18 protein-coding genes are annotated in these 19,028 nt (G+C 69.0%); 9 read left to right on the forward strand and 9 right to left on the reverse strand.

Annotation, left to right across the window (positions count from 1 at the left end; translation table 11 throughout):
* The first annotated feature begins 274 nt into the window (after positions 1-274).
* The gene (locus tag FZP69_RS07575) at positions 275-1,351 is read left to right on the forward strand and encodes a phytoene/squalene synthase family protein (RefSeq protein WP_152040719.1); all 1,077 of its coding nucleotides are present in this window, start codon (positions 275-277) and stop codon (positions 1,349-1,351) included.
* Between the two features lie 186 nt (positions 1,352-1,537).
* Positions 1,538-2,509 (forward strand): dienelactone hydrolase family protein, encoded by a 972-nt coding sequence (locus FZP69_RS07580; RefSeq protein ID WP_152040720.1) that lies wholly within the window; start codon positions 1,538-1,540, stop codon positions 2,507-2,509.
* A gap of 23 nt (positions 2,510-2,532) precedes the next feature.
* Here FZP69_RS07580 and FZP69_RS22870 read toward each other — a convergent pair whose 3' ends face one another.
* Positions 2,533-2,910 (reverse strand): DUF7410 domain-containing protein, encoded by a 378-nt coding sequence (locus FZP69_RS22870; protein WP_204959928.1) that lies wholly within the window; start codon positions 2,908-2,910, stop codon positions 2,533-2,535.
* Positions 2,907-4,364 (reverse strand): hypothetical protein, encoded by a 1,458-nt coding sequence (locus FZP69_RS07590; RefSeq protein WP_240137493.1) that lies wholly within the window; start codon positions 4,362-4,364, stop codon positions 2,907-2,909. Before FZP69_RS07590 ends, FZP69_RS22870 begins: the two co-directional genes overlap by 4 nt.
* Before the next feature lie 140 nt (positions 4,365-4,504).
* Between FZP69_RS07590 and FZP69_RS07595 the strand changes: the two genes are divergently transcribed.
* The gene (locus FZP69_RS07595) at positions 4,505-5,359 is read left to right on the forward strand and encodes a cytochrome c oxidase subunit 3 (RefSeq protein WP_152040721.1); all 855 of its coding nucleotides are present in this window, start codon (positions 4,505-4,507) and stop codon (positions 5,357-5,359) included.
* A 246-nt stretch (positions 5,360-5,605) separates the two neighbouring features.
* Here FZP69_RS07595 and FZP69_RS07600 read toward each other — a convergent pair whose 3' ends face one another.
* Entirely contained in the window at positions 5,606-7,258 is a 1,653-nt protein-coding gene (locus FZP69_RS07600; RefSeq protein WP_152040722.1) for a potassium channel family protein, read from the reverse strand.
* Positions 7,259-7,309: 51 nt separating this feature from the next.
* Between FZP69_RS07600 and FZP69_RS07605 the strand changes: the two genes are divergently transcribed.
* Positions 7,310-7,675, forward strand: a complete 366-nt coding sequence (locus FZP69_RS07605) for a hypothetical protein (RefSeq protein ID WP_152040723.1) — start codon at positions 7,310-7,312, stop codon at positions 7,673-7,675.
* Between the two features lie 25 nt (positions 7,676-7,700).
* A complete protein-coding gene (locus tag FZP69_RS07610; RefSeq protein ID WP_152040724.1) occupies positions 7,701-7,979 on the forward strand; it encodes a CDGSH iron-sulfur domain-containing protein in 279 nt (92 codons plus the stop codon).
* A 39-nt stretch (positions 7,980-8,018) separates the two neighbouring features.
* Here FZP69_RS07610 and FZP69_RS07615 read toward each other — a convergent pair whose 3' ends face one another.
* A complete protein-coding gene (locus FZP69_RS07615; protein ID WP_152040725.1) occupies positions 8,019-8,861 on the reverse strand; it encodes a DUF547 domain-containing protein in 843 nt (280 codons plus the stop codon).
* Positions 8,862-9,040: 179 nt separating this feature from the next.
* Here FZP69_RS07615 and FZP69_RS07620 point away from each other — a divergent pair, with 179 nt between their 5' ends.
* On the forward strand, positions 9,041-11,488 hold the full coding sequence (locus FZP69_RS07620) for a DUF7527 domain-containing protein (RefSeq protein WP_152040726.1): 2,448 nt from the start codon (positions 9,041-9,043) through the stop codon (positions 11,486-11,488).
* Positions 11,489-11,654: 166 nt separating this feature from the next.
* Here the strand turns inward: FZP69_RS07620 and FZP69_RS07625 are convergent, their stop codons facing one another.
* Entirely contained in the window at positions 11,655-11,960 is a 306-nt protein-coding gene (locus FZP69_RS07625; protein ID WP_152040727.1) for a hypothetical protein, read from the reverse strand.
* Positions 11,961-12,460: 500 nt separating this feature from the next.
* Between FZP69_RS07625 and FZP69_RS07630 the strand changes: the two genes are divergently transcribed.
* The 3 genes from FZP69_RS07630 (at position 12,461) to FZP69_RS07640 (ending at position 15,583) form a co-directional block, all read left to right on the forward strand.
* Positions 12,461-13,030 carry a GNAT family N-acetyltransferase gene (locus FZP69_RS07630; RefSeq protein ID WP_152040728.1) on the forward strand — a complete coding sequence of 190 codons (570 nt, stop codon included), beginning with the start codon at positions 12,461-12,463 and terminating at the stop codon, positions 13,028-13,030.
* A gap of 115 nt (positions 13,031-13,145) precedes the next feature.
* Positions 13,146-15,161, forward strand: coding sequence for a bacterio-opsin activator domain-containing protein (locus FZP69_RS07635; RefSeq protein ID WP_192918500.1), 2,016 nt, complete (start codon positions 13,146-13,148; stop codon positions 15,159-15,161).
* 56 nt (positions 15,162-15,217) lie between these two features.
* Positions 15,218-15,583 (forward strand): ArsR/SmtB family transcription factor, encoded by a 366-nt coding sequence (locus tag FZP69_RS07640; RefSeq protein WP_152040730.1) that lies wholly within the window; start codon positions 15,218-15,220, stop codon positions 15,581-15,583.
* Between the two features lie 204 nt (positions 15,584-15,787).
* On the opposite strand, the gene FZP69_RS07645 is transcribed toward FZP69_RS07640, so the two are convergent.
* Genes FZP69_RS07645 through lysX form a run of 4 tightly spaced genes read right to left on the reverse strand, consistent with a single transcriptional unit; the run spans position 15,788 to position 19,027 of the window.
* The gene (locus FZP69_RS07645) at positions 15,788-16,849 is read right to left on the reverse strand and encodes a [LysW]-lysine hydrolase (RefSeq protein WP_152040731.1); all 1,062 of its coding nucleotides are present in this window, start codon (positions 16,847-16,849) and stop codon (positions 15,788-15,790) included.
* A complete protein-coding gene (locus FZP69_RS07650; RefSeq protein WP_152040732.1) occupies positions 16,846-17,985 on the reverse strand; it encodes an aspartate aminotransferase family protein in 1,140 nt (379 codons plus the stop codon). Before FZP69_RS07650 ends, FZP69_RS07645 begins: the two co-directional genes overlap by 4 nt.
* A complete protein-coding gene (locus FZP69_RS07655; protein WP_152040733.1) occupies positions 17,985-18,170 on the reverse strand; it encodes a hypothetical protein in 186 nt (61 codons plus the stop codon). Before FZP69_RS07655 ends, FZP69_RS07650 begins: the two co-directional genes overlap by 1 nt.
* A complete protein-coding gene (gene lysX / locus FZP69_RS07660) occupies positions 18,167-19,027 on the reverse strand; it encodes a lysine biosynthesis protein LysX (protein ID WP_152040734.1) in 861 nt (286 codons plus the stop codon). Before lysX ends, FZP69_RS07655 begins: the two co-directional genes overlap by 4 nt.
* Position 19,028 lies beyond the last annotated feature (1 nt).

Here is a 19,028-nt window from a genome sequence, read left to right on the forward strand (position 1 = left end):
GGTCGGAGCGTCGCGTATCGACGTGGACCGGGGTCTGGGTTCGCGACCACGACGCGGCGCGGCGCGTGTCGACCCGTCGCGGTTCGGGCCGGGTTCCGACACCTGGCGGTTCACATCCGGAGAACGGCGGTGCATCGCCGTTCGGCGCTGACGGCTCCGTCCGCGAGTGGACCGACCGTCCGGACACCACACGCCGACCGGGCCGACGCCGTCGCAAGGGAGGCCGAGTCCCACGACCTTTTTATTCCCTCCTACCTACATCCCGCTATCTCGAATGTCTAGACACGTAGACCGTCCGCCGGAGGTCGACGCCGACCTGGAGTGGTGTCACGACGCGGTACAGGGCGTCTCGCGAACCTTCGCCCTGACCGTCGACGTGCTAGAGGAGCCGATGGCCTCGTACATCTGTGTCGGCTATCTCGTCTGCCGTATCGCCGACACCGTCGAGGACGCCGACGAGATCCCGCCGGAGGCGCAGGCGCGGATCCTCCGGCTCTACGACGCGGCGCTCGATCCCGACGACGAGACCACCATCGACGCGTTCGTCGAGAGCGTCGAGCCGTACCTCCCCCCCGAAGACGAACGCTCCGAGGACTGGAGCGTCGTCGCCAACGCGCCTCGTGTGGTCCGGACGTTCGAGGGCCTCCCGCACGACGTCCGCGAGGCCGTCACGCCGCCGGCGCGCGAACTCGTCCAGGGGATGGCGATGTTCGTCGAGCGCTACGCCGAGAAGGGCGGGCTCCGCATCCAGTCCCGGGAGGAGCTCGAGGAGTACTGCTACTACGCCGCCGGGACGGTCGGCAACCTCATCACCAACCTCGTCACCCGCGGCGACGTCGCCTCCGAGCGACGGGCGCGGCTGTACGAGACCGCCGAGGAGTTCGGCCTCCTCCTCCAGCTCGTCAACATCGCGAAGGACGTCCGCGACGACTACGAGGAGGAGAACAACGTCTACCTCCCCGCCGAGTGGCTCGCCGAGGAGGGCGTCTCCCAGGAAGAGGTGCTCGACCCCGAGAACGCCCCCGGGACCGCCGCGGTCGTCGAACGCACCGCCGACCACGCGACGGGCTTCCTCGACGACGCACAGCTCTACCTCGAGACAGTCCCGCTCAAAGACGGCAACACGCTGGCCGCCTGGGCGATCCCCTTCCTCCTCGCCGTCGGGACCCTCCGAGAACTGCTCGCGCGTCCCGAAGACGCCGTCTCGAGCCACGGCGTGAAGATCTCCCGCCAGGAGGTGTTCGCCGTCGTCGGTGCGATGACGGGTAGCGCGGGCCGCGACTCCCTGGCGGAGCTGAAGGAACTGATCTACCGCCAGCCGTACCACCTGGCGCGGACGAGCGCCGACTGAGCCGATCCGGCGGCACCGGCGAGCGCGTTCGTCTCGTGTGCGATCACCACGTCTTCCTCGTCGGGTCCCGACGTTTCCCGACCCAGGGTCTCGAGCGCTCCGACACGCCCGTCGCTCGCATCTGACCTATCGGATTGCGTGCGGGGGTTACGAAATCGTTTTATACGCCGCCCCCTCCGACACGGCATGAATCTTAGACGGTTGACACCAGTGATCGTCGCCGCAGTGGTCATCCTGGCCGGCTGCTCCGGCATCCAGGGCGGGGACACGACGGCTGCACCGGCCGGAACGGATACGGAGGCACCGACCGAGATGGAGACCTCGACCGCAGAGCCAACGCCGACGGAGACGGCGGAGGCGTCGTACACGCAGACTCCGCACATGGGCTGTCAACCGGGCGCGATCGAGAAGGACGGCACCTGTGAGGTGGCCGTCTCCGGACAGAACGCCGCGATCTTCAGTGCCGAGAACCTCTCGGCCATCACGGCCGAGCGGACGACCATCGACGGCACGCCGGGCTACCTCGCGCGGCCGGCCGACGACGGCACCTACCCCGCCGTGATCATGATCCACGAGTGGTGGGGGCTCAACGAGAACATCGAGCACATGGCCGACATCCTCGCCGGCCACGGCTACGTCGTCTTCGCGGTCGATCTCTACGACGGACAGGTGGCGACGAACTCCTCGCAGGCCGCCGAACTCTCCGGAGAGGTGCGAAACAACCCCGACGAAGCGGTCGCGAAGATGAGCCGCGCCGTCGCGGGCCTGCGCGACAGGTCGGACACGACGAACCAGGTCGCCAGCCTCGGGTGGTGTTTCGGCGGCGGACAGAGTCTCCAGCTGAGCCTGAGCGAGGCCGATCTGAACGCGACCGTGATCTACTACGGGACGCTCGCGACGGACGAGGAGACGCTCCAGCGGATCGACGCGCCCGTGCTCGGCGTGTTCGGCTCCGAGGACAGAGTGGTCCCCGTCGAGGACGTCCGCGCGTTCAACGAGACGCTCGACGAACTCGGGGTCGAACACGAGGTGTACGTCTACGAGGGCGCGGGCCACGCGTTCGCCAACCCGAGCGGCGAGAGTTTCCAGCCCGAGGCGACGATGGACGCGTGGGCGAAGACGCTCCGATTCCTCGACGAGACGCTGCGGGAGTCGTAGGAGTCGAACCGGCTCCGCCGCCGTCACGTCACGACGGCGAACGTGAAGAGGAAGCCGAAGTACAGCAGCACCAAGAGGCCGAGCGCGACGATGCGGAACCGCCCGAGGTCGGCTTCTTCCTCCGCGTACGCGTCGGCGAACGCCTCGCGCTCGGTCTCGGAGAGGACGTCCGCGTGCGCGAGGCCGCGGTGCAGGATCAGGTACGACTCCTCGGCGAACGGTCGGTCGCAGTACGCACAGCGGTGGACCGACGCGCCGGACGGGACGTCCGTCTCGACGGCGGTCCGTGCGTCGCTCGCGACGGGATTCGTGTGCGGGTCGCCGTCGCGGTCGCCGTCCGTGGTCGGGACGGTGCGGTCGTGGCTCGCGTCGTCCTCGGCGGGTGTCGTGTTCGTGGTCATGTGGAGAGGAACGGTGGCGTGACGAACGGTTCGGCGACGACCCAGAGGCTGACCATCGTGTAGGCGATCATGGCGAGCGTGACGCCGTACTGACTGCGGACGGCCTGTAACCGACTGGGGAAGAGGTCGTACGCGGTCGCGTGAGCGACCCAGACCGCGACCAGGTGGCCGAGGAGGACGAACGCGAGGTCGAGGCCGCCGAACCAGGGTGGCAGCACGAGCACCGTCGGGTTCGCGGGCGGTGACAGCGGTGCGGCGAGCGCGGCCAGGAAGGCCGGGGCGAGCGTGAGGATCGTCCCGAGGTTGTGCGCGAGGTGGTAGCCGGCGGCGATGGCCAGGAGCGACGGCGCGAAGCGCCGGGCCAACTCCAGCGGGGAGAGGTAGGTGTCACCGAAGCGGCGGGCGGCGGTCGTCGCCGCACGGAAGGCGAGGTAGAAGAGTCCGAACCCGCCCAGATACGCACCGAGGTAGACGGCGAGCGGTGGCACGCCAACGCCGACGACGGCTCGCGCGAACGTCGCCCAGGGAGCGGTAGCCACGAGCCCGTCGTACGTCGTCACGAAGAGGACGGCGACGACGAACGCGACCTCGTCGCGGCCGGTGACCAGTCGGGTCTCCGACAGCGCCGCGCCGGGGAGCCGGAACCGTATCCCGGCGTCCGTCCGTTCAAGGGGAGCGACGCGACCGTAGTAGCGGAGCGCACGCGAGACCGGGTCGACCGTGGAGAACCACCGGTCGGTGCCGAAGACGACCGCCCCGGCGACGGTGACGACCGTGTACGCGACGACGACCGTGGCGAGGAGGGGTGGGTCCTCGGCGAGCGGGGACGTGATCTCCAGCCAGACGAGCGCGAGGAGACCGGCGACGCTCGGCCACGCTCCCAGTCGTTCGGGGTACGGCCGATCCAGCGAGGGGAGAAGCGAGGCCACCGTCCGGAAGGGGTTGACGGTCAACCACGTGTTCCCGACGAGGTACGCCGACGCGACGTAGCCGCCCCACCACCCGACCCAGACGACGAGGATCGCGAGGTTGCGGGTCGGGGTGTCCGGGCCGACGAACCCGACGACGACCACCGCCAGGAGCACGACGACGCCGACCACTTGGACGAGTCGACGGAGCGTGGCCGCCGGCGCCGAGAACACGCGGTGCCAGGCGTGGACCGCGGCGACGAACGCCCGGTCCGTGACGAAACTCGCCAGGAGGAAGGAGGCGCCGACGACGCCGCCACCCGTGAGGAGGAACAGCCACGTCGGGACGGAGACCGACCCCCGGGCGGCCCCGCGAACCGCGCCGCCGTGGGCGGCCGCGAGCCCCGCCATCGCACCGAGCGCGAACAGCGACAGCGCGACGACCGCCGAGACGACGAGGAGACGGCGGGGATGGAGCCGGCGAGAGATGAGCCGGCGACGGCGGAGGGCGGAAGCGACGACCACGAGCGAGCGCGGGTGGTCCATGTCCGCGCTTGGAATCCGACGAACGAGTAGGTTGCGACTCGCCGGGTCGCGGAGCCGGTGGCGCAGGCGCACGTCCGGATCGCCGACGGGACGACGGCCGTTTGAGTGGATTTTTATCGGTCGAATCGTAACCCCCGTCTATGAGTACCGAAGAATCTCACGAGGACCACGGCCACCACCTCCCGGCGGTGGAAGACTGGCCACGGGGCTTCGGCGAGGCCAGCTGGTGGCCCTTCGTCACCGCGCTCGGCGGCGCGGGGATCTACGTCGGTGCGGCACTGTACATCATGGGACAGGGATCGGAACCGATCGTCGGCCCGATGCTCGGCCCGGGCGTCTTCGTCGGCTCCATCGGCCTGTTCCTCGTCGGCATCTACGGCTGGCTCTACCACGCGTTCGTCGTCCACTTCTGGGACCGTGGTGTGAGTCACCACTCGGAGACCAAACTCCGGTGGGGGATGATCGCCTTCCTGGGCTCCGAACTCGCGACGTTCGGCGCGGTGTTCACCTACTACTTCTTCATCCGTGCGGGCACCTGGCCCCCGCAGGAACTCCCGCCGCTGACCAGTTCGCTCGTCATCGCGAACACCGCCCTCCTGGTGGCCTCGTCGTTCACCCTCCACTGGGCGCACGTCGCCATCCGCAACGAGAACCGCCGGAACTTCATCCTCGGCCTCGCGGTGACGCTCCTCCTGGGGATCGTCTTCATCGGCGGGCAGGTGCTCGAATACTACGAGTTCATCGTCGGGGAGGGTTTCACCCTGACTTCGGGCATCTACTCATCTGCGTTCTTCGGGCTGACGGGCCTTCACGGGCTGCACGTCACGCTCGGTGCAGTCATCCTCGGTATCGTCTTCGTCCGCGCCCTGTTCGGGCAGTACTCCGCCGAGCGACACGTCTCGGTCTCGACCGCGTCGATGTACTGGCACTTCGTCGACGTCGTCTGGGTGTTCCTCGTCGTCGTCCTCTACGCCGGCGCGGAGATCGGCGGGTAGACCAATAGCGGCCCGTTTCTTCGGAAATCGACGGCTCCGACCGCGGAGTGCCGACGCTGTCGTGTCGCGGCTAACCGACTCGCGCGACGCGTGGGGCGGGACCACCGAACGTTCATATCCGATAGCGCGGCCACCGGACTCGTGCGCTGACACGGAGCCCGGCGCGTTTCGCGGGAGTACGGCACGGCGCGTCGTGGACCGGGCCAGGTGTCGTCAGCAAGCCCCCCTCCGCGTCCGGTGTGACCGTCACCCGACGAGTTCGTTGAACCGGTTGACGTCGTGGTCGGGACCGGCGACGACCAGCGTGTCGTCGGTCTGGACGACGAAATCCGGCCCGACGTCGGTGATGAGTTCCCCGTTTCGCTCGGCCGCGATGACGGTACAGTTGGTCCGCGCGCGGACGTCCGCCTCGGCGAGGCTCGTCCCGACCAGGGCGGGGGCGTGCGTCCTGACGATCTCCAGCTGTGCCTCCGGAGCGATGACTTCCTCGTCGAGAAGGTTCGAGGCGAGCATCCGCCCGGAGACGGTCGCGAGCGCCAGGACGTACTCGGCACCGGCACGGTAGAGCTTCGGGATACTCTCGGCCTCGTTGGCGCGGGCGATGATCTCGATCTCGGGTGCGACGCGGTTGATGACGAGCGTCGCGAACACGGCCGTGGTGTCGTTGTCCACGGCGAGGATGACGCTCCGTGCGTCGGCGACGCCGGCCTCCTCGATCGTCTGTCGGTCGGTGATGTCACCGACGACGTCGACCCCAGGTTTGTCCTCGCGGTCGACGACGACCGTGGGCACCTCCGCAGCGATCAACTCGTCCGCCGCGGTCGAGCCGACCTCGCCGTTACCGACGACGACGACGGTCCCGCGTCGGTAGCGGCGGGCCTCCGACAGCGTGAGCTCTTTCAGCCGTTCGACCTGCTGTTCTCGGCCAGTGACGAGGAGGATCGTGTGTTCGTCGATGAGCTCGTCCGGCGGTGGTGGTGAGACGAACTCGCCGCGGAACCACGCACCGATGATGTTGACGCCCGCGTCCTCGCCGATCCCCGAGTCGGCGATCGTCTTCCCCTCGACTGCGGCACCTCGCTGGACGAGGAGTTCGACGACCTCGAAGTCCTCGGCGATCTCGACGGCGTCACCGAGGTCGGTGGCGGTGGACGTCGCGGCCTTGCCGGCGAGGCTCTCGCCGAGGATCCGTCGCGGGGAGACGACGCTGTCGGCGCCGGCGTAGCGGTGGTAGTCGGCGAGATCGGCGTCCTCGATCAGGCTGATGACCCGGACGTCGGCGACCTGCTTCGCCGAGAGGATGATGCTCGCGTTGGTCTCGTCGTCGGCGTCGGCCACGAGCGCGACCGCCTCATCCGTGTTGGCGTCCTTGAGGTCTTCGACGGATTCGGGGTTGCCGTGCATCACGGAGTAACCGTCGACGTCGAGTTCTCTGGCGCGTTCGCGGTCTGATTCGACGATGACGTACTGCATGTCCATCGACTCCAGTTCCCCGACGAGCGTGTCACCGCGCGGCGTGAACTCGCAGATGACGACGTGGTCCGTGAGCGACGTCGACGTCGGCGGTGCCGTCCGGAGCGACTCCTCGACGAGCGGCACCAGAAACAGCGGGAGCGTGAGGAAGAACAGCGCCAAGCCGGTGAACTGCATGACCATCATCAGGAGCCACATCCCGTTCGTCGACCAGCGGTTGGCGTCCTCTCCGTAGCCAGTCGTGGTGAACGTCTCGACGACGACGTGGAGGGACTCGATGTAGCCGACCCGTGTCCCCTCGAAGGCAGCCATCGACCACTGGTAGACGGCCGCGTAGGCGAGCATCACGACGGCAGCGAGGGCGAGATAGAGGAGCACACGCCGACGAGCCTCGGTGAGGGCACCGTCGGCGACGGCCTGCGACATACCCCGGCTTCGACCCCCGCAACATAAAAACACACCGTCCGATTGGCGAGCGTGGACGCCGACGGAACCGCACGCCGGGACGCCGCTGCGACGCTCGTCGTGCTCGCGCCGGTGACGCTCGCCGCGGTCGTCCTCGACGCACCGCGCACCCCGACCACGTTCGCCCTGGGGGGTGGGGGAGCCGTCGTGCTGGAGCTCCTACTGTGGCTCCGTGCGGAGCGCGTGCGAGCCGTCTGGGCCGACCGGCGTGTCCAGATACTGTCGGTCGTCGTCGCCGTCGGCGGCGGCCTCGGTCTCACGGTCCTCTCCGGCCCGTGGGTCCTGACCGTGCTCGTCGGGGGGCTCTGTACGTACCTCGTGCTCCTCGTGGTGAGCGTGGCCTGGCGTCGCCACCGCACTGGAACCGAAAACGATTAACGCGGTGTGGCCCCGTCGACACCGTATGGGACGGAACGTCACACACGTCGCCGACGAGCCGTTCGAGATCACGGTCGACGACGTCGACGAGGAGTACGGCGACGTGGCCGTCTGTCTGTGTGGCCTCAGCGACGAGCAGCCGTTCTGCGACGGCTCACACCGTCGGACCGAAGGTGAGGTCGCCGGTGTCCAGTACAAGTACGTCGACGGTGAGCGCCACGTGGTCGAATTCGTCTACGGGGACGATAGAGACGGCACAGACGACCAAGGCGACGGCGCAGACGACCGGCACGACGCGGAGTGAATCGGTGACGGCGAGCACCGGGTGGATGCGACCCGGCCGTCAGTCGCCGGTCGGGGCCGATCGTTCGTCCGGTTCGTCCCGCGGTTCGGTGACGGCTCCGGCGTCGTCGACTTCCTCGACGGTCCCGACCGCCGCACCGGTCTCGACCGTGCCCCCGTCGTCGACCGCCTCCCGGTCGAGGAAGTTCTCCAGTTCGAGCGACCAGTCGTACGACCGGTAGCGGATCTTCGGTGACGCGTCCGCCGGGAGTCGGCCGTCGCGCCGGAGGAGTTCGAGGACGCCCGCCCGCCCGCCGAAATCTCCGTGGTACCAGAGGAGGAGCTGTGGGACGCGGACGATGCCGGCGTCGAGGTCGTAGTCGACTTCAGTTCCGAGGTATGACTGGCTGGCGAGGGTGAGCTCCTCGTCGAGCCCCTCCCGCGAGTAGGCGGCGATGGGGGGGCAGCTCGTCGCACCGCAGTTGAGCGCGAAGTGGATCCGTTCGTCGAGTTCCGCGACGCGGTGGGTCCGCTCGAACCGCGACTGGAGCACTCTCGGGAGGTAGCCGAGCCCGAACACCGTCTTCGACCGGCGGAGGATGCCGTGTTCGATGTCGTTGAGGCTCAGATCGTGACCGGCGACGGTGACCCGATCGGCGACAAAAAAGCGGACGCGAGCGTCGTATCGCGAGGGGTCGTCGCGGAGTTCGTCCTGCACGGCGGCGTTGTAGACGTTGAGCCAGAACGCCGTCCGTGCGTCGTCGTCGGCCAGCGCCGTCGCGAGATCGGTCGAGCTGTAGTCGGCGAACTCCTGCCAGATGGCCGCCGCGGTGTCGGTCTCTCCCGTGCGGACCGCTCGGAGGAGCGTGGCCGACGCCTCGACAGGGTGCTGGGCGTCACTCATGTCCGGTCCTACCGGCTGTCGCCGCATAAGCGGCGCGGGGGCGTGCATCCCGCACACATCACGTCGACACCACGGGTCGTCGAACGCGCACGATATGCGGAAAGTCGGCACCCGCGTGGTTATCACGGCAGATACGTCGGGGGAAAGTATTTCAGCCGTTTGCGCCGATACACTGGCAAATGGACCCAGAGATCACCGACACGGTGACAGGGTGGGAGTCTGTCGTCGCAGGGTCGGGGTACACCGGCCTCCGGTCGCTGGCCGACGACGAGTTCTCCGGTGCGGTGACGGCGGGCCTCGCCTGGGCCTTCTTCCTCAACGGGCGAGTCGTCGGCGTCTTCGACGGCGAACTCGAGGACTTCTCCGACGCGGATCTCACGGCGTATCGGGCGCCCGATCCAGCGCTCGCGCTCCTGTTCGCCATGCGCGAAACCGGCGGCGAGACGCGCGGGCAGTACTACACGGAGAAGACGCCGCTCACGGAGGTCGACAGCACGCTGTCGTCCGGGGGGTTCACCGGCTACGTCGAACTCTCCGAGAACGTCCTCTCGGGCGACTACTACGTCGTCTACCACGCCGGCGAGTCGATGAGCGTCGCCTTCGTCGGGGCGAGCGGACGGCTCGTGACCGACGACGAGGCGTTCGATCTCGCCGCCGACGAGGTCGGCATCTACGACGTCAACGCGGTCGACATCAGCGTCGTCGACATTCCCGGTGGCCCGTCGACGGGCGAGACGACCGACGACAGCGGGGCCGACCAGTCGGAGAAAAAGGAAGACGGCGCCGGCTGGCGAGGGGAGGGGACGACGGATGACGCGAGCGGTGTCAACGACACCGACGACACCGACGACGCGTCCTCGGAGAGCACGACCGGCCTGGCCGGCGTGACGTTCGAGGACCGCAGCAGTGCAGTCGGGACGGACGCGACCACGGCGGACGCCGACGAGTCGGCCGGCCGAACGGAACGCCGGGACGTCGACGACGGGTCGTCACCGGAGCCCGAACCGTCCACGGAGATCGGTTTCGACGGTGAAACCGACGACGACGCGGGCCCGTTGGACCACGAGGCAGACGAGATCGACGAGGCCGGCGAGATCGACGAGGCAGACGAGGCCGGCGAGATCGACGAGGCAGACGAGGCAGACGAGGCAGACGAGGCCGGCGAGATCGACGACGCCGACGACAGGGCAGACGGGGACGGTGTGAGCGGACACGGTGTCGGTGCCGGCGACGAACACGGTGCGGTCGGTGGCACCGAGGGCGACGATACCGGGGGGATCGGAACGGAGACCAGAAACGGCGCGGGTCGTCGGGCTGGAGCCGACGGGGTCCGAGACGGCGTCGGTGCCGGAGCGGTGGGCGACGACGCCAGCACCGAGGACACCAGCACGACGGCGGCGGACGGGGAGAACCAGTTCTCCGCGGAGCGACAGTGGCAACAGACGCGACGAATCCCCGCGCTCGATCCGGAAGACTCGATGGACTCGGCCGACGGAGCCGTCGGGACCGAGGATGAGACCGGGCCGGCGGGACCGGATCCGGTCGCACACGACGAGAGATCCACGGACGGCGTCGAAGGACCGGCGGGACGAAACGTCGAGGGAACCGCGAGCGAGCCGGACGCCGGCCCGGCACCGGCCGAATCGAGCGCCGACGCCGACACCGAGGCGACGGCCGACGCGATCGAGGAAGAACTCCGGCGCGTCGAGGAGGCGCTCGCGGCGACCGAGACCGAACGGGACGAACTCGCCGCGAGAGTCGAAGAGCTCGAGGCACGCCTCGAGACCGTCAGCCGTGAACGCGACGAACACCGCCAGCGGGTGGCGCAACTCGAATCGGAGGTCGAGCAGCTCCGTGAGTCGATCGATCGGACCGATGCGGGTGGTGGCGGCAGCGGGGACAGCCTCTCTCCCACGGCCGCCCGCGACGGGACGAACCTGTTCGTCCGGTACCGGAGCAAGGGGAAGCCGACCCTCGAGGACGCGCGCGAGGGCGAGGCCGCACAGGACGACGTCGTCGACAACCTCCGTGTCGAGTACCTGACGGCCTTCGACGACGAGACGGCGACGGTCGACGGTGAGCCGTACGAGGCGTTCCTCCACGCGACCACCGAGTGGCAGTTCGTGACCTGGGTCGTCGAGGAACTGCTGTACGAGATCGGCCGCTCGGGACACCGCGGTGACATGGCGGCGCTGTTCGATCGGATCCCCGAGATCGATCGCGTGCAGTTCAACGGCGAGGTGCCGGTCACGATCGAGGACGAGACGGGGACGAGCCACGAGAGCCGGACGTTCGATCTGGTGTTCTGGGACTCGATGGGTGACCCGCTGTTCGTCGTGAACCTCGACGCCGGCCGGATGGCGACCACCGAGGGGATGGTCGACTCGTTCATCGAGGGGGCCCGGGCGGTCGGGGCGTCGAAAGAGACCCTCGGAGGGGCGTTCTTCGTCACGACGTCGTACTTCGAGCCGGGGGCGCTCGATGCCGTCGGGGAGGCGACGAGCGGCGGCCTCCTCAGTCGGAGCTCGAAGACGAGCTTCGTGAAGCTCTCGCGGAAGCAGGGGTACCACCTCTGTCTGGTCGAGGCCCGGGACGGGGAGTTCCACCTGACGGTTCCGGAACTGTAGTCGACAGTGTCGGCCGTCGATGCCGAGGACGCACTACTGCCGGTGAGTCGGTCCGACCGTCACGGCGACGAAAACGGCGACACGCTCGACGGAACGCCGATCCTGTCGGTACGCGCGGAGGGCTGGGGCTGGACGACCCGGAGATCGATGCGAGTGTGAGGCGAGCTCAGGATTCGATTTCGGCCGCGTCCTCGATCTTCATCGACTGGAGCTTCTGGACGATGTCGTTGAGTTTCTCGTCGAGTTCGTCGACGAACTCCTCGGTGCGTTCTGTCGTGATCGCACCCTGGCTGGACGGCTCGATGAGGTTCTCCTCCTCGAGGACGCGGAGGGAGTAGCGGACCTTGTGGTGTGGATAGCCGGTCTCGTTGGACATCTTGACGATGCCGATCGGTTCGTTGTCGATGACCATCTTCAGCACCTGAAGATGTCGCTCCAACATATCCACTTCCTTCTCGAGTCGATCTATCATGGCATTTGTTAACTTGTCTTTAGAGGTTTTAAACGTTGCCCTCGAAGCCGGAGGAAAGACGACCGTTCGGTGCAACAGCGTACATCGTGTTAACACTTCTGTCTCTCCTTCGAACAGTGTTGTCGTCCGGCACTTCGCTGGCGAGGAGCGGTCGTGGTCGTTCGCCGTCCGATGGCCGAAGGGAGACCGCAGCACCAGTAGTGCAGACGCGGCCACGTACTCCCGGAACGGGACGAGGCGCGTCTCGAGCCGAGTAGTATCGAGAACGGCAGGAAAGCCGCAGGGCCGAGAGCGACCCGACCGACTACCACGGCCGAGTGGCGGGAGTCGTCACGGGGTCTCGTCCGTGCGTTCACTCGGTTCGGCGGTCCGAACCCCGTCCTCCGAGCGGAGGCGACGAACGCCCCGGCAGTGTCGGCTGTGTGGTCACGGTCGGTCCGTGACCGTGTGCTCACCACTCCGCCGGTGTCTTGAAGCGGCTCCCGGCCGTCTACGGTGGCATGCCACACGTGACGTTCGTCGAGGGGGAGCGCGTCTCACTGCACCCCCTCGAGGAGGACGACCTCGCGTTCGTCACAGAGGGAGTCAACCACCCACAGGTGCGCACACCCGTCGGGCAGTCGTTCCCGACGTCGCTCGCGCGCGAGCGCCGGTACCTCTCGGAGCTGAACGAGCGAACCGACGCGGTCCAGTTGCTCGTCACGGCCGACGGCGACCGGGCGGGCGTCGTCGAACTCGATCCGATCGACCGCGAGGCGGGCGTCGCCGACCTCGGCATCTGGATCCACCCCGACCGACACGGTGGTGGGTACGCCCGCGAGGCGATCGAGCTGATGATCGACTACGCCTTCTCGGAGCTTCGGGTCCACAAGGTGACGGCGAACGCCTACGCCACCAACACCCCGTCGCGGAAGATGCTCGAAGCCGTCGGGTTCGTCCAGGAGGGCGTCGGACGCGAGGACGCCTTCTTCGACGGCGAGTACCACGACACACACTACTTCGGCCTGCTCGAACACGAGTGGGACGAACGAACCGGCAGTGGGGAGGCGGACCCGGAGCGAACGGCGTGAGTCGCTGCGGCTGCGGTCACTCCCTCGGACGGCGACTCCGGTCCGGCCACCGTGTCGCGGGCATACCGTTGACGGCATGATTTATCTGCCGGCCGACCGAGGACTCGGCCGAGCGATGGGAACCGAGACGTCTCCGATCGACCTTACGGACGTACTGGCCGTGTTCGAGCGGCAGGAGCGGCTCGGGACGCCGCTCACCGCCCCCGAAGTCGCCGACCGCCTCGGCTGCGCGCGGCGGACCGCTCACAAGAAGCTCACGCGGCTGTCGGAGCGGGGCGACCTGTCCACGAAGAAAGTCGGCGCTCGCGGGCGGGTCTGGTGGCGGACCACTCGACGGGGAGCGACGGCGTCCACTACCGACGGGAGGGACGGACGGAGCGGCCAAAGCGAGGAACAGACCGGGAGAGCGGACCACGAACGAGCCCTCCGCGAGCTGCACGACGCCAGCCGTCGACTCATGCGGGCCGAGCGGCACGAGGCCGTCTGCGACGTCGCCGTCGAGACGGCCCGACGGATCCTCGGACTGTCGCTGTGTGGGCTCTGGGTGTACGAGCCGGGTAGCGAGACGCTCGAGCCGGTCGCGTGGACCAAACACGGCGTCGAGGAGTACGGTGAGCCGCCGGCGTTCCCCGTCGAGGAGAGCCTCGTCGGGCGGACGTTCCGCGAGGGGAGTTACCGCGTGTACGACGACGTCACCGCCGAAGAGGAACTGTACGACCCCGAGACGCGCGTCCGGAGCGAACTCGTCCTGCCGCTGGGTACGCACGGCGTGTTGAACGCGACGTCGCCCGAGGTCGGCGCGTTCGACGCGGTCGACGTCTCGCTGGGACGCATCCTCGCGGCGACCGTCGAGACCGCGCTGGAACGGGCTGACCGGCTCGAAGAGCGCCGCGAGCGTCGCCAGGAACTCGAACGCCGGCGCGACGAGCTGGAGACGCTGAACCAGCTCAACACGCTCGTCGAGGAGACCATCGGAGCGCTCGTCGGTGCGGCGACGCGGGCGGAGATCGAGGACACCGTCTGTGAGCGGCTGGCCGACTCCGCGTTCTACGTCGACGCGTGGATCGTCGAGCGCGGCCCACACCCCGAGCAGGTCGTGTTGCGGACCAGGGCGCCCGGCGAGACTGACGACGCCTTCCCCACGTCCGGAACGACGATTCCGGGACCGAGTCCCGCGCTGACCACGCTCGAAGAGGGGACCCTGCAGGTGATCCCCCGAATCGACGGTGACGAGCGGGTGCCGGAGCGACTCCGGAGCGCCGCCCGCTCACGCGGTGCACGGGCCTGCCTGGTGGTGCCGCTGGCGTACGCGGAGACCGTCTTCGGCGCGCTCGTCGTGCACGCACCGGATCCCGACGGCTTCAGCGACCGCGAACAGACCGCCTTCGAGACGCTCGGACGGGTGGTGGGCTTCGTCATCAACGCGACGAACAACCGCCAGTTGCTCCTGGGGAACACGGCGGTCGAGCTGGAGGTCGCCCTCGGGGGGACGGACGCGTGGTTCACGTCGGTCGCCGACCGGCTCGGCGGCACCGTCACCGTCGAGGGACTGGTCCAGGCGGACGGCGACGCGGGGATCCAGTACGTGCGCGTCGACGGGGTCTCGGGTGACGTCCCGTCGACTCTCGCCGCGACACGGGCCGTCGCGGACGTGCGCGTGCTCGCCACCGAGGGCGACCAGTGGTTCCTCGAGTGTACGCTCGACGCGGACGGGGCGGGCCTGCGGACGATCGCCGCGTACGGTGCCACCGTTCGGACGGCGCGGGCGAGTGGGGGAGTCGGACGGGTCACGGCACGGTTCCCGGCGACCACGTCACCGCGCGAGGCCCTGTCCGTCGTCACCGAGGCGTTCCCGTCGGCAGAACTGATCGCGAAGCGGGTCGTGGACGTCTCCGATCGGTCGGGAACGACGCTCCGCCAGCGGCTCACGGAACGGTGGACCGACAAGCAAGCCCGGGCGCTGCGAGCGGCGTACCTCGCCGGCTACTTCGACACCCCCCGGCGGACGACCGGCCGGGAACTCGCTGCGTCGCTCGACATCGCCCCGTCGACGCTCCACCAGCACCTCCAGGCGGCCCACCGGAAGCTCCTCGCGACCGTGTTCGACGAGCTGTCGGCGGCCGACTCCTGACGTACCGAACGATTGCGGCATGAGACTATTATTATCTACGACAGTACTAACGGTCGATGGCGACGATCGAGCGTTTGAGCCCGGGCCAGTACGCCGAACCGGAACGCGATCACAGGTATCTCTCACTCGAGGAGGCCGGGACGGTGTTGGAGTCGCTCTCGTCGGAGACGGCACAGTCGATCGTGGTCGAACTGGGGAGCGAACCGGCGACCCCGACGGAGATCGCCGAGCGGACCGGCACGTCGATCCAGAACGTCAGCTACCACCTCTCGCGGCTCGAAGACGCCGAGCTGGTGACCGTCGTCGGGACGCGGTACTCCGAGAAGGGTCGGGAGATGAAGCTGTACGCCTCGGCGGTGACCTCGCTCGTGATCGGCGAGGCGGCCGGCGCTGGTGCGGGCACCGACACCGAGGACGGGTGAACGGCGGCCGGACAGTCGAGGAGGGGACGTCATCGGAGGAAGGGGAGACGAGGGAGGAACGAGAGCCGTGGGAGGAGCGTCGAGAAGCGTCGACGGGGAATGGGGGCCGGGGGAGAGGGGAGAGGAAGGGGCGGCGAGAGACGTCGCCGAACGGCACTGGGCGGTCGAGCGGACACAGGGGGACGGAGGGTCGGCCTCGACGCTTTACACGACGAGCGTCTCGCAGACGGCTTCGAGGATCGCGATGCTCCGATCGTACTCCGCGAGGGCGATCCGCTCGTCGGGCGTGTGGTCGAGATCCGAGTTCCCGGGCCCGTACGTGACCATCGGGCAGTCCCACGCGTCGGCGTAGAGGTTCATGTCGCTCGTCCCGGTCTTGACGAGGAGGCGCGGATCGCCACCCTGCGCCCTGATGTGCCGTCGGAACGCCGCCGGGAGCGGCCCCCGCCGGTCGACGAGCACGGGCGGGACCGCGTCCTTCCACGTGATGCTCGCCTCGCCGGCTCCACCGTCGCCGAGCTGTGACTCGACCGTGTCGCGGACCGCCCCGGCGTCGGCGTCGAGCGGGACGCGGAACTGCACGTCGACGGTGGCTTCGACGGCGATGCCGTCGTCGGTGAGCCCGCCCGAGAACCGGAGCGGCTTGGCCGTGACGCGCTCCGTGACGGTCGCCCATCGGTCGGTCGAGAACGCCACCTCGATCCGGCCCCACCAGTCGATCGCCTCCTCGATAGCGTTCGGCTCCGGTCGCGAGGCGTGGCCCGACGGGGACGTGCCGACGTACGTCCCGGCGAGCAGCCCCCGGTAGCCGAGTGTCACGGCGTCCCACCCGCTCGGCTCGCCGTTGATCAGCGCCCGCGGCTGGGTGCGCGTCTCGAGCAGGTGTCGCGCGCCACGGGAGTCGTACTCCTCGCCGACGACGCCGACGAACGAGACGCCCGTCCGGACGGCCGCGACGGCCATCGCACAGAGCGGTCCCTTCGCGTCGACGGCCCCGCGGCCCCACAACACGCCGTCCTCGACGCGGACCGGCACGTCGCCGGGGACGGTGTCGACGTGTGAGGTCAGGAGCACCGCGTCGTCACCGGGGGCGTGGACGTTGCCGACCTCGTCGACGAACGCCTCGCGGTCGTGGGCAGCGAAGTAGTCGACGAGCAGCGCCGCGGCGGCGTCTTCCTCGCCGGAGACCGAGGGTGTGGCGACGAGTGCCTCCAGCAGCGCTCGGGGCGTCCTGATCGCGGTCGTGGTCGTGGGATCGCCGGTCATAGCGTGAGTCGGTCGGCCACGGCGACGGTGGCGTCCGCGAGTCGGTCGGCGTCGTCCGTCGAGAGTATCAGCGGCGGGAGGTACCGGAGGACGGTACGACCGGTGGGAATGACGAGCACGCGCTGGTCGAGCGCGAGGTCACGTGCCGCCGCCGTCGCCCCCGTCTTCACCTCGACGCCGACCAGCAGTCCCCGTCCGCGAACCTCGCGTATCACGTCGCCCAGATCCGTCTCCAGGCGGTCGCGGAGGTGCTGACCGACCGACGCGGCGTGGGCAGGGAGCTCCTCGTCGCGGATCGTCCGGAGGGTCTCGGCGGCGGCCGCACACACCACCGGCCCGCCGCTGAAGGTCCCGCCGTGTGATCCGGGGTTCTCGGCGATCCACTCCCGGACGACGGTCGCCCCGATCGGGAGGCCGTTCGCGAGCCCCTTCGCCGAGGTGAGCACGTCGGGGACGACGCCGCTCTCCTCGCAGGCCCACATCCGTCCCGTGCGACCGAGGCCACACTGCACCTCGTCGAGGATCAGTGCCGCACCGACGTCGGTCGCGAGGTCGCGGGCGGCCTGGAGGTACTCGGGAGACGCGGGGTTGACGCCACCCTCTCCCTGGATCGGTTCGAGGATCACTGCGGCGGTCTCGTCGGTGACGGCGTCGGTCAGCGCCGCCGTGTCGTCGTAGGGGACGAACGAGACGCCGCCGACGAGCGGCTCGAACCCCTGTTTGTACTCCTGGCTCCACGTCGCCGCGAGCGCGCCCATCGTGCGCCCGTGGAACCCTCGGATGGCGGCGACGACCTCGCTCCGACCGGTGGCGTGACGGGCGAACTTGATCGCCGCCTCGTTCGCTTCGGTGCCGGAGTTGCAGAGCCAGACGTAGTCGAGGTCACCGGGTGCGACGTCCGCGAGAAGGTCGTACAGTGCGGTTCGAGCGGCGACCGGGTACGACCCTTGGACGTAGGTCAACCGGTCGAGCTGGTCGTCGATCGCCGCCCGGACGCCCGGGTGGCGGTGGCCCAGCGGGACGCAGGCGTAGGAGGCACCAGCGTCCACGTACTCGTTCTCGGCGTCGTCGTACAGATATGGGCCGTCGCCACGGACGAGCCGGATCGGCTTCTCCGAGAAGACGAAGCCGGGCATCAGGTGCGTCCTCCGACGGTCTCGGCGGCACTGGCGACGGCAGCGACGCCGGCAACACCAACGGCGTCCGCGGCGTCGACAACGGCGGCGATGCCGGCAACACCAACGGCGTCCGCGGCGTCGACAACGGCGGCGACGTCGGCATCGGCGGCATCGACCCGCACAAGTGGACTCGCGAGTCTCATGCCGCTCGCCCGTCGACCCGTCGTTCGAGCCACCCGACGATGCGTTCGGGGACGTCGACGTCGGGGTTCGCGGCGTTCAGCGACTTGAACTCGACCTGGCTGTTGACCTCGTGGCAGACGTATCCGGAGCCCGTCTCCATCAGGTCGACGCCGAGGAGGCCGCCGCCGACCGCCTCGCTGGCCCGTCGGGCCACGTCGGCCGCCTCGTCGTCGAGGGCGAACGGCTCGGTCGTGGCCCCGCGGGCGGCGTTCGTCAGCCAGTGGTCGGAAGCGCGCGTCATCGCGGCGACCGGCTCGGCGTCGCAGGTCAACACCCGGATGTCGCGACCGGGTTTGTCGACGTACTCCTGGACGTAGAACACCTTGTGCTCGTAGCCGCCGAGGACGTCCTTGTGTTCGAGCACCGTTTCGGCGGCGGTCCGCGTGTCGATCCGTGAAATAAGCCGCCCCCACGAGCCGGTGATCGGCTTCAGTACGCACGGGTAGCCGAACGCCTCGATGGCCGCGAGCGCCGACTCCGGGGTGAACGCGACGGTGGTCCGCGGGGTCGGCACGCCGGCGGAGAGCAGGGCGAGACTGCCCCACACCTTGTCGGCGCAGACCGCCGCCGTCGTCGGGTCGTTCACCACGTCGACGCCGTACGCGTCGAGCAGCCGCGTCACGTACCGACTCCGCGATGACTCCAGACAGCGGTTGACCGCGAGGTCGAGATCGTCGAACACCGCGGGCGCGTCGTCCAGGTGGAAGCACAGCTCCCGGACGTCGATCTTCGTCACGTCGTGGCCGCGGTCGCGGAGTGCACCGAGGAGGAGTTTCTCGTCCTCCCTGATGCGCGTGTAGAGGAGCCCGCAGTGCACG

It is taken from the genome of Salinigranum salinum (genome assembly GCF_009176545.1).
In the GTDB taxonomy this organism is placed as follows: Archaea; Halobacteriota; Halobacteria; order Halobacteriales; family Haloferacaceae; genus Salinigranum; species Salinigranum salinum.